Consider the following 9,889-nt stretch of genomic DNA (forward strand, 5'->3'; position numbering starts at 1 on the left):
CCCGTACAGTGGAGCATCGGGCTCGCCGCGGTCGCCCTGAACGCGGCATCCTCCCGACCCCAGCTCACGGACAGCGCCGACTCCACCCCGACGGCGCGGGAAGGCACGGAGCATGAAACTCGAGCTTCGTGGCATCACCAAGCGCTTCGGCGCCCTGGTCGCCAACGACCACATCGACCTCGTGGTCGAGCCCGGCGAGATCCACTGCCTGCTCGGCGAGAACGGTGCGGGAAAGTCCACGCTCATGAACGTCCTGTACGGCCTCTACCAGGCCGACGAGGGCCAGATCCTCCTGGACGACGTCGTCCAGAGCTACTCGGGCCCGGGCGACGCGATGAACGCCGGCATCGGCATGGTGCATCAGCACTTCATGCTCATCCCCGTCTTCACCGTCGCGGAGAACGTCATGCTCGGCAACGAGTCGACCAAGCCCGGCGGCCTCCTCGATCTCGAGGCGGCGCGCGCCAAGGTCGTCGAGATCTCGGCGCGGTTCGGCTTCGACATCGATCCGGATGCGCGCATCGAGGACCTCCCCGTCGGCGTGCAGCAGCGGGTCGAGATCATCAAGGCGCTCTCGCGCAACGCCAACGTCCTCGTGTTCGACGAGCCGACGGCCGTGCTCACGCCTCAGGAGACCGACGAGCTCATGGCGATCATGCGCCAGCTCCGCGACGAGGGCACCTCGATCGTGTTCATCACCCACAAGCTCCGCGAGGTCCGCGAGGTCGCCGACCGCATCACCGTCATCCGTCTCGGCAAGGTCGTCGGCGAGGCCTCGCCCACGGCGACCAACGCCGAGCTCGCCTCCCTCATGGTCGGCCGTGCGGTCGACCTCACCGTCGACAAGGACCCGGCGACGCCGGGCGACGACGCGCTCGTCGTGCGCGACCTGACGGTCATCGATCACGTCGGCCAGCGACTGGTCGACGGCGTCTCCTTCACCCTCCGCCGCGGCGAGATCCTCGCCATCGCCGGGGTCCAGGGCAACGGCCAGACCGAGCTCACCGAGGCGATCATGGGCCTGCAGCACCGCGTCCACGGCTCGATCTCGCTCGACGGCGAGGAGCTCATCGGGCGGTCCACGCGCGGCGTGCTTGACGCGGGCGTCGGCTTCGTGCCCGAGGACCGCAAGGAGGACGGACTCGTCGCCGAGATGACGATCGCCGAGAACCTCATGCTCGACCGATCGACGGGCGAGCCCTTCGTCAAGCGCGGCACTCTGCAGCTCGCCGACCTCGCGCGCTTCGCGGAGGAGAAGGTGCGGGAGTTCGACGTGCGCGCCCAGGGCATCGCCACGCGCGTCGGCCGGCTGTCCGGCGGCAACCAGCAGAAGGTCGTCCTGGCTCGCGAGCTCAGTCGCGACCTGCGTCTGTTCATCGCGGCGCAGCCGACGCGCGGGCTCGACGTCGGGTCGATCGAGTTCGTGCACAAGCGCATCGTCGAGACGCGCGATTCGGGAGTCCCCGTCATCGTGGTCTCGACCGAGCTCGACGAGGTCGTCGCGCTCGCCGACCGCATCGCGGTCATGTACCGCGGGCGCATCGTGGGCATCGTGCCCGGCGACACGCCCCGCGACGTCCTCGGACTGATGATGGCCGGCGAGACGCCGGCGGAGGTGGCCGCATGAGCACGACGACCAGCCCCGCGACTCCGGCGAGCGCTCCCGAGACGCCCGCCGCCCCGCGGTCCAACCAGATCATGAAGGAGATCCTCGGCGGCTCCGCCGCGATCTCCGTCCTCGCGGTCGTGCTCGCGCTCATCGCGGGCGGCATCCTCATCATCCTCACCGACGAGCGGGTCGCCGAGACCTCCGGCTACTTCTTCTCGCGGCCGACCGACACCCTCGGCGCGGCGTGGCAGGCCGTGAGCGGCGCGTACACCGCCCTCTTCCGCGGCTCGGTCTTCAACTACGAGACCGATCGCGGATTCGCGATCGCCATCCGCCCGCTCCTCGAGACCCTCACGTTCGCGACGCCGCTCATCGCCGCGGGCCTCGGCGTCGCGCTCGCGTTCCGCGTCGGCCTGTTCAACATCGGCGGTCGCGGGCAGATGCTCATCGCCGCCGCCGCCGCCGGATACGTCGGCGCGTACGTGCCGCTGCCGCCGGTCATCCACCTCGTCGTCGCCCTCGTGGTCGGCATCATCGGCGGCGCGCTCTGGGGCGGCATCGTCGGTCTCCTCAAGGCGCGCACCGGCGCGCACGAAGTGATCGTGACGATCATGCTCAACTACATCGCGTTCTACCTCGTGTCGTTCCTGCTGCGCACCCCGGGCGCGCTGCAGGCACCCGGCCAGAACAACCCGAAGTCGGGCCCCATGCTCGAGTCGGCGCAGTACCCGAGCCTCCTGGGGCCGCAGTACAACATCGACATCGGGTTCATCCTCGTCATCGTCGCGACGATCTACGTCTGGTACCTGCTCAACCGCTCGGCGATGGGCTTCCAGTTCCGCGCCGTCGGCGAGAACCCGCACGCCGCGCAGGTCGCCGGCATCAACGTCAAGAGCGTCTACGTCAAGGTCATGCTCATCGCCGGCGCGCTCGTCGGCCTCGCGGGCGTGCAGCAGGTGCTCGGCAACTTCACCGGCGGCTTCGCCGCCGGGCTCGACGCGGGAATCGGCTTCGACGCGATCACGGTCGCGCTCCTCGGCCGCTCGAAGCCGTGGGGCGTGTTCTTCGCCGGCATCCTCTTCGGTGCGCTCAAGGCGGGCTCGTTCACGATGCAGAGCGCCGAGGGCATCCCGGTCGACATCGTCCTCGTCGTGCAGAGCTTCATCGTGCTCTTCATCGCCGCGCCCCCGCTCGTGCGGGCCATCTTCCGACTGCCGACTCCGGACGGCAGCTTCCAGTGGCGCAAGCCCGCGATCGCCCGCAAGGCGGAGGTGTCGAAGTGACCGCTGCACCCGCGACCACCGCTCCGGCGGCGACGACCCCCGGTGGAGCATCCCCCGTCGCCGTTCGCAGCTGGAAGGCGCCCATCGCCTTCGCGATCTTCACCGTCATCGCGATCCTGCTGTTCTTCGTGGTCGGGCGCCCCGACCTCGAGGGCGACAACCCGATCACGACCTACCGGCTCTCCGAGGGGCGCGACGCCATCCAGCTGCCGCCGCTCACGCTCGGGCTCGCCGAGACCACGATCGTCGTCGTGCTGCTCATGGTCGCCGCGACCGTCGGCGCCGTGCTCCTGTCGCGGGCCGCGATCCGCGTCCCGCTCTGGCTCACGACGGTGTTCGCCGTGCTCTTCCTGGTCGGCTTCCTGACCTGGGCCGCCGCGGGCGCGACCGTGCCGCTCATCGGTCTCCTCGCCGGAGCACTGACCGTCAGCACGCCGCTCATCTTCGGCTCGCTCGGCGGCGTGATCTCCGAGCGCGTGGGCGTCGTCAACATCGCGATCGAGGGCCAGCTGCTCGGCGGCGCGTTCATGGCCGCGATGCTCGGCAGCCTCACCGGGAGCCCCTACGTGGGCCTCCTCGGCGCGATGGTCGCGGGCGCGCTCGTATCGTTCGTCCTCGCCGCCTTCGCGATCAGGTACTTCGTCGACCAGGTCATCGTGGGCGTCGTGCTCAACGTCCTCGTCCTCGGCCTCACGAGCTTCCTGTACTCGACGGTCATGGTACCGAACGCCGAGACGTTCAACTCGCCCGAGAAGTTCGAGCGCATCGCCATCCCGCTGCTGAGCGAGATCCCCGTCCTCGGGCCCATCCTGTTCCGTCAGACGGTCATCGTCTACCTGATGTACCTCGCGATCTTCCTCGTGTGGTTCGGTCTGTTCAAGACGCGCTGGGGCCTGCGCCTCCGTGCGGTCGGCGAGCACCCCACCGCGGCCGACACCGTCGGCATCAACGTGCGCGCGACGCGGTTCTGGAACGTCCTGCTCGCCGGTGCGATCGTCGGCGGAGGCGGCGCCTTCTTCACGCTCGCCGCGGTCGGCTCGTTCGGCAAGGACATGACCAACGGCGCGGGCTTCATCGCGCTCGCCGCGGTCATCTTCGGCCGGTGGGACCCGATCCGCGCGACGCTCGCCGCCCTGCTGTTCGGCTTTGCCACGAACCTGCAGTCGACGTTGTCGATCGTGGGCTCGCCCGTGCCGAGCGAGTTCATGCTCATGCTTCCGTACGTCGTGACGATCGTGGCCGTCGCCGGCTTCGTCGGCCTCTCGCGGCCGCCCGCGGCGTCCGGCAAGCCGTACCTGAAGGCCTGAGCAGGGAGAGAGCCAGCACATGACCGGATCGACCGCGCCCGCGGCCGACGCCATCGACTGGGACGCGCTCCGCGCCGTCGCGCTCGAGGCGATGGCCAAGGCCTACGTCCCGTACTCCAAGTTCCCCGTCGGCGTCGCCGCGATCGTCGACGACGGCCGGGTGATCTCCGGCTGCAACGTCGAGAACGCCTCCTACGGCCTCACGCTGTGCGCCGAGTGCACGCTCGTCTCGACGCTCCACATGACCGGTGGCGGCAGGCTCGTCGCATTCACGTGCGTCGACGGGAACGGCGGAGCCCTCATGCCCTGCGGCCGCTGCCGCCAGCTGCTGTTCGAGCACTCGGCCGAGGGCATGCTCCTCGAGACCGTCTCGGGCATCAGGACCATCGACGAGGTGCTGCCCGACGCCTTCGGGCCGCGCACCCTGGAGGAGTACCGCTCGTGAGCATCGAACCGTTCGACGTCGTCGACCTGATCCGCACCAAGCGCGACAAGGGTGCGCTGACGACCGAGCAGATCCAGTGGATGATCGACGCCTACACCCGCGGCTACGTCGCCGACGAGCAGATGTCGGCCATGACCATGGCGATCTTCCTCAACGGCATGACGCGCGAGGAGGTGCGCGACATGACCCTGGCCATGGTCGCCACGGGCACGCGCCTCGACTTCTCGGGTCTGTCGAAGAAGACCACCGACAAGCACTCGACGGGGGGAGTGGGCGACAAGATCACGTTGCCGCTCGCGCCGCTCGTCGCATCGTTCGGGGTCGCTGTGCCGCAGCTCTCCGGCCGCGGGCTGGGTCACACGGGTGGCACGCTCGACAAGCTCGAGAGCATCCCGGGCTGGCGGGCCAACGTCACCGTCGACGAGATGATGGCGCAGCTCGAGAGCGCGGGCGCCGTCGTCTGCGCCGCCGGCTCGGGCCTCGCGCCCGCCGACGGCAAGCTCTACGCTCTGCGCGACATCACGGGCACCGTCGAGTGCATCCCGCTCATCGCCTCGTCGATCATGTCGAAGAAGATCGCCGAGGGCACCGCGGCCCTCGTGCTCGACGTGAAGTTCGGCTCGGGCGCGTTCCTGAAGGACATCGAGCAGTCGCGCGAGCTCGCGAAGGTCATGGTGCGCCTGGGCGAGGATGCCGGGGTCGCCACGCGCGCGGTGCTCACGAACATGAACGTCCCGCTGGGCCTCGCGATCGGCAACGCCAACGAGGTGCGCGAGTCGGTCGAGGTGCTCGCCGGCGGCGGGCCAGCCGACGTCGTCGAGCTCACCGTGACGCTCGCGCGCCACATGCTCGACCTCGCGGGCGTGACCGACGTCGACGTCGAGGGCGCGCTGCAGAACGGTCGGGCGATGGACGCCTGGAACGCGATGATCCGCGCCCAGGGCGGCGACCCCGAGGCGCCGATGGCCGAAGCGAACGAGCACCACGTCGTCACGGCCGACCGCGACGGCGTGCTCGTCGAGCAGCTCGCGCTGCCGTTCGGCATCGCGGCCTGGCGCCTCGGCGCCGGCCGCGCGCGCAAGGAGGACCCGGTCGACCACGCCGCGGGGATCGACCTGCACGCGAAGCCCGGCGATGCCGTGACGAAGGGTCAGCCGCTCTTCACGATGCACACCAACGATGCCGCCCGCTTCGATCGGGCGTTCGAGGCGCTCGAGGGCGGCTACCGCATCGGCGACGCCGGCGACGAGGTCGTCACCGGCGGCCCGCTCATCGCGGGGGTCGTCGACTAGAGATCCACCGCGCCGATTCGCTCGAGGGCGTCGACGACGAGCGCCCAGAAGCGGTCGTTGTCGATGTCGAGGGCGACCTGCGTCGTGCACCCCTCGGGCGCGGGCCCGCGCAGATCGGCGACCGTCATGCCGAGCGTGAGCCCGCCGGTGAGCTCGACGTCGAGGGGCGCCTTCACGACGCGCAGCAGCGAGGGGTCGATGAGGAAGGCGACCGCGCACGGGTCGTGCACGGGCGGGTGGTCGAAGCCCTGCGCATCCTTGTACGAGTGGGCGAAGAACTCGAGCAGCTCGCCGACGAACCGCGAGGGGGCGGTGCCGACGGCGGCGATGCGCGCGGCGACCTCGTCGGTCGCGAGCGCCTGGTGCGTCGCGTCGAGCCCGATCATCGTGAGCTGCCAGGGCTCGTTGAACACGATGTGCGCGGCCTCGGGGTCGATGATGATGTTGAACTCGGCGACCGCGCTCCAGTTGCCGACGTGCACGCCGCCGCCCATGAGCACGACCTGCTTGACGCGCTCGGCGAGGCGGGGCTCCTTCCGCACCGCGAGAGCGATGTTCGTGAGCGCGCCGGTCGGCACGAGCGAGACGGTCTTCGGCGGGTGGCTCATGACCGTGTCGATGATGAGATCGACCGCGTGGCGGGGATCGAGGGCGACGGCGGGCTCCGGCAGGACGGGGCCGTCGAGGCCCGATTCGCCGTGGATGTCCGGGGCGGTCTCGATGGTCCGCACGAGCGGGCGGTGGGCTCCGCGCGCGATCGGCACCGCATCCATGCCGATGACGCGAGCGACGGAGAGCGCGTTCCTCGTGACCTTCTCGATCGTCTGATTGCCCATGACCGTCGTGACGGCCAGGAGCTCGATCGCGGGGGAGCCGTGGGCGAGCAGCATTGCCACCGCATCGTCGTGGCCGGGGTCGCAGTCGAGGATGATCTTCTCGGGCATGAGCCGAGCCTAGAGCTCACCGAGCGGGGTCACGACACGGTAACGAACCGGTAGGTTTGAGGCATGACGACGGCGACGACGACGACCCTCCTGCCCGGCACCGACACGGTGCTGGAGGCGCTGCCGAAGGTGTCGCTGCACGATCACCTCGACGGCGGTCTCCGCCCGCAGACGATCATCGAGCTCGCCGCCGACGCCGGCGTCGAGCTGCCCACGACCGACGCCCACGAGCTCGCCGCGTGGTTCGCGGAGAAGAGCAACTCCGGCTCGCTCGTGGAGTACCTGAAGACCTTCGACATCACCACGGCCGTGATGCAGTCGCGCGAGGGCCTCGAGCGCGTCGCCCGCGAGGCCGTGCTCGACCTCGCCGCCGACGGCGTCGTCTGGGGCGAGCTCCGCTGGGCTCCCGAGCAGCACCAGCAGGGCGGGCTGAGCCTCGACGAGACGGTGGAGGCGGTTCAGGCCGGCATCGACGCCGGAGTCCAGGAGGCTCGCTCGCTCGGCCACCGCATCCGCATCGGCCAGCTCGTGAGCGCGATGCGCCACGCCGACCGCGGCCTCGAGATCGCCGAGCTCGCCGTGCGCCACCGCGACTACGGCGTCGTCGGCTTCGACATCGCCGGAGCCGAGGCGGGCTTCCCCGCCAGCCGACTGCGCGACGCGTTCGACCACCTCGCGGCGAGCTTCTTCCCCGCGACCGTGCACGCGGGCGAGGCCGACGGGCTCGAATCGATCCGCGGCGCGCTGCTCGACGGCCGCGCCCTGCGCCTCGGCCACGGGGTGCGCCTCGCCGAGGACATCGAGATCACGACCGAGGGCGAGTCGACGTTCGCGCGGCTCGGCACGCTCGCCGAGTGGGTCAAGGACCGCGGCATCGCCCTCGAGACGAGCCCGAGCTCGAACCTGCAGACCGGGGCGATCGCGCAGTGGGGCGACGAGCTCGTCGACCACCCGCTCGACCTCTTCTACCAGCTCGGCTTCCGCGTGACCGTCAACACCGACAACCGACTCATGAGCGGCACGACCCTCAGCCGCGAGCTCGCGCTCGTCGCCGAGGCGTTCGGCTACGGGCTCGACGACATCCTCGCCTTCCAGCTCAACGCCGCCGAGGCGGCGTTCCTCCCGGTCGAGGACCGCGTCGAGCTCGCCGAGATGATCGTCGAGGGCTTCGAGGCCGCCCTGGCGGGTGAGCACGCCGAATGACGCTGCCCCCTCTCGCCGACCGCGCGATCGTGCTGCGCGCTCGCGCCGCCGACTGGCGCGAGGCCGTGCGCATCGCCGGTGAGGCCCTCGTCGACAGCGGCTGCGCGACAGTCGAGTACACCGACGCGATGATCCGCATGGTCGAGGACCACGGCCCGTACATCGTCATCGCCCCGGGTCTCGCGCTCGCGCACGCCCGCCCCGGCGCGGCCGTGCGCTGCGATGGCCTCTCGGTCGTCACGCTCGCCGAGCCGGTCGAGTTCGGCCACGCCCACAACGACCCGGTGCGGGTCGTCATCGGCCTCGCCGGTGTGGCGCCGGATGCCCACCTCGCGGCCGTCGCGGCCCTCGCGAACGCCTTCAACGACTCCGCCGCGATCGCCGCGGTGGCCGACGCTCCAACCCGCGAAGCCGTCCGCGCCATCCTCGAGCGCTCGGACCGCGCGTGAAGATCGTCACCATCTGCGGCGCCGGCATCGGCTCGAGCGGCATCCTGAAGGTCAACGCCGAGCGCGTCCTGCAGCGGCTCGGCCTCGAGGCCACGGTCGTCGCGGCCGATATCGGCTCGGTCGCCCGCGTCGCCGCCGATGCGCAGGTGATCCTCACGAGCGCCGAGTTCGTCGAGGCGATCGGCGCGACCCGCGCCGACGTGGTCGTGATCGAGAACTACTTCGACACCGACGAGCTCAGCCGGAAGCTCGAGATCGCGATCGGCTGACGTCGCTCAGCGCCCGGGGGCGCCGCCGGTGCCGGAGTCGCCCTCATCGGTCGGCTCAGCGTCGTCGATCGCATCGACCTCCGCCTGCTCGCGATCGCGGCGGATGCGCAGCGCCAGGGCGATGACGAGCCCGATCGCGGCGATCGGCACGATCGCCCCGGTGTAGCCGAAGAGGGCGAGCCCGACGAGGGCGGCGACCGCGACGCCGACGACGGCGATGCGCTCCGGCCGCCGGGCGGGGCCCGTCGTCGGGAGGACGCTGATCGCGGCGACGCCCGCCGCGACGGCCGTGGTGAGGAAGATCGGCAGCGTCAGCGGCTGAGGGACGAGGGCGACCGGCGACGCGATCGCCTCGAGCACGACGACCACCGGCCGGACGAGGAGGAGCGCGATCGCCAGCCGCAGCAGCCACGCGGGCTGCGGCGCTCGACCGACGAGCGCGAGCGCCGCGAGCAGCAGCGGGATGAACCCGAGGAGCGCGATCGCGCTGCCCACGAGGAGCACCCGCAGCGTCGTCACCTGGTCGGCCGGGTCGAGCACGCCCACGGCGAGGAGGAGCGCCGGCCCCCAGCCGCCGATCGCGGTCATCGCGAGGGCGACGACGGCGAGGACCAGCCCGCGCCGCGCGGTCATCGTCGCGCCTCGTGCACGACGGGCCTGCCGCGGCCCGGGCTGCGGCGCCGCCCTCGGCGCCGCAGCGCGAGGAGCGTCGTGACGACCGCGGCGAAGGCGAGGAGCAGCCCGCCCGTGCTGACGATCACGAGCCACCACGCCGTCGCCGCGACGATCGCCACGTGCACGGCGCCTTCCGTCGTCGCTCCGAATCCGAGGCGCGCGAGCGCGCCGGCGAGCAGAGCGACCCCGATCGACTGCGCGGCGACGGCCACGAGGAACACCGGCTCGAGCGGTGCGAGGAGCAGGACGAGGGACGCGAGGCCGAGCATCCCGCCCCCGATCGCGAGCCAGGGGCGCAGGGGCGTGAGAACGCCCCGCAGCATCGCGAGCTGGACGGCGAGCGGGATCGCGGCGAGCGACGCGGCGGCGAAGCCCTGGCCGCCGCCCGCGCCGTCGGCCCCCGCACCGCCCGC

General features: G+C 71.2%; 11 protein-coding genes. 8 read left to right on the top strand and 3 right to left on the bottom strand.

All coding sequences use genetic code 11. The annotated features are described in order from the left end of the window. The first annotated feature begins 112 nt into the window (after nt 1-112). From Q7T15_RS08760 to Q7T15_RS08780, 5 genes are read left to right on the top strand one after another with little or no spacing between them, the layout of a single operon-like run. A complete protein-coding gene (locus Q7T15_RS08760) occupies nt 113-1,627 on the top strand; it encodes an ABC transporter ATP-binding protein (RefSeq protein ID WP_304695350.1) in 1,515 nt (504 codons plus the stop codon). Beyond that, entirely contained in the window at nt 1,624-2,892 is a 1,269-nt protein-coding gene (locus tag Q7T15_RS08765; RefSeq protein ID WP_304695352.1) for an ABC transporter permease, read from the top strand. The genes Q7T15_RS08760 and Q7T15_RS08765 overlap by 4 nt, the downstream gene beginning before the upstream one ends. After that, nucleotides 2,889-4,199, top strand: coding sequence for an ABC transporter permease (locus Q7T15_RS08770; RefSeq protein WP_304695354.1), 1,311 nt, complete (start codon nt 2,889-2,891; stop codon nt 4,197-4,199). Before Q7T15_RS08765 ends, Q7T15_RS08770 begins: the two co-directional genes overlap by 4 nt. 19 nt (nt 4,200-4,218) lie before the next feature. Next, nucleotides 4,219-4,644, top strand: a complete 426-nt coding sequence (locus tag Q7T15_RS08775; protein WP_304695357.1) for a cytidine deaminase — start codon at nt 4,219-4,221, stop codon at nt 4,642-4,644. Next, nucleotides 4,641-5,936: a thymidine phosphorylase gene (locus tag Q7T15_RS08780; protein ID WP_304695359.1), complete on the top strand. Its 1,296-nt coding sequence runs from the start codon at nt 4,641-4,643 to the stop codon at nt 5,934-5,936. The genes Q7T15_RS08775 and Q7T15_RS08780 overlap by 4 nt, the downstream gene beginning before the upstream one ends. Here Q7T15_RS08780 and Q7T15_RS08785 read toward each other — a convergent pair. Next, nucleotides 5,933-6,880 (bottom strand): nucleoside hydrolase, encoded by a 948-nt coding sequence (locus Q7T15_RS08785; RefSeq protein ID WP_304695361.1) that lies wholly within the window; start codon nt 6,878-6,880, stop codon nt 5,933-5,935. The two genes, Q7T15_RS08780 and Q7T15_RS08785, sit on opposite strands and share 4 nt — an antisense overlap. Nucleotides 6,881-6,943: 63 nt before the next feature. On the opposite strand from Q7T15_RS08785, the gene Q7T15_RS08790 reads away from it, so the two are divergent. From Q7T15_RS08790 to Q7T15_RS08800, 3 genes are read left to right on the top strand one after another with little or no spacing between them, the layout of a single operon-like run. Continuing rightward, entirely contained in the window at nt 6,944-8,083 is a 1,140-nt protein-coding gene (locus tag Q7T15_RS08790; RefSeq protein WP_304695363.1) for an adenosine deaminase, read from the top strand. Beyond that, the gene (locus Q7T15_RS08795; RefSeq protein ID WP_304695365.1) at nt 8,080-8,532 is read left to right on the top strand and encodes a PTS sugar transporter subunit IIA; all 453 of its coding nucleotides are present in this window, start codon (nt 8,080-8,082) and stop codon (nt 8,530-8,532) included. The genes Q7T15_RS08790 and Q7T15_RS08795 overlap by 4 nt, the downstream gene beginning before the upstream one ends. Then, the gene (locus Q7T15_RS08800; protein ID WP_304695367.1) at nt 8,529-8,801 is read left to right on the top strand and encodes a PTS sugar transporter subunit IIB; all 273 of its coding nucleotides are present in this window, start codon (nt 8,529-8,531) and stop codon (nt 8,799-8,801) included. The genes Q7T15_RS08795 and Q7T15_RS08800 overlap by 4 nt, the downstream gene beginning before the upstream one ends. Before the next feature lie 6 nt (nt 8,802-8,807). Here Q7T15_RS08800 and Q7T15_RS08805 read toward each other — a convergent pair whose 3' ends face one another. Beyond that, on the bottom strand, nt 8,808-9,434 hold the full coding sequence (locus Q7T15_RS08805; protein WP_304695370.1) for a hypothetical protein: 627 nt from the start codon (nt 9,432-9,434) through the stop codon (nt 8,808-8,810). Beyond that, the coding region (locus Q7T15_RS08810; protein WP_304695372.1) for a hypothetical protein at nt 9,431-9,889 on the bottom strand (459 nt) is incomplete at its 5' end. The genes Q7T15_RS08805 and Q7T15_RS08810, both read right to left, overlap by 4 nt.

The organism is Microcella sp. (assembly GCF_030645145.1).
Classification (GTDB): Bacteria; Actinomycetota; Actinomycetes; order Actinomycetales; family Microbacteriaceae; genus Microcella.